The organism is Herbaspirillum aquaticum (genome assembly GCF_002213425.1).
In the GTDB taxonomy this organism is placed as follows: domain Bacteria; phylum Pseudomonadota; class Gammaproteobacteria; order Burkholderiales; family Burkholderiaceae_D; genus Herbaspirillum; species Herbaspirillum aquaticum.
On the sequence record NZ_NJGV01000067.1, the window covers coordinates 1 to 550 of the forward strand.

General features: G+C 61.1%; 1 protein-coding gene. It reads right to left on the reverse strand.

Annotated elements, in window-relative coordinates:
• Positions 1 to 530: ABC transporter permease subunit (locus CEJ45_RS24420; protein ID WP_420913324.1), on the reverse strand; the 530-nt coding region annotated here is incomplete at its 3' end.
• Positions 531 to 550 lie beyond the last annotated feature (20 nt).

The window sequence follows — 550 nt, forward strand, 5'->3', positions numbered from 1 at the left end:
ACCGGCGCGTTGAGGTTGTTCATGAAGATGCGGATGATCTCGCCGAAGCCCAGCGTCACGATGGCCAGGTAGTCACCGCGCAGCTTCAGGGTCGGCGCACCCAGCAGGGCACCGAAGATCGCCGCCAGCACGCCCGAGATCGGCACGATCAGCCACAGCGACAAGTGGATGCCGTTCTGCACGATCTGCGGACCGCACAGCCAGACCAGGAAATTGCCGATGGCCGGATAGGTGTTGACGAAGGATTCGATCACCGCAGCGAACTGCGGCGAAGCCAGCAGGCCGGCGCTGTACGCACCGATGGCATAGAAGGCGATGTAGCCCAGGTCCAAGAGGCCTGCGAAACCCACCACCACGTTCAGGCCCAGGGCCAGCATGATGTAGAGCAGCGCCATATCCATGATGCGCACCCACGAATTGCCGAAATGCTGGGCGATCATGGGGAAGATGATCATCAGCGCCAACAGCGCCAGCAGGCTGAACCGCGCCTGCTGGGGGTTGCGCTTCATGTCGAAGGTCATGAGAGCCATAGTGTTCTCTTCCGATTTCT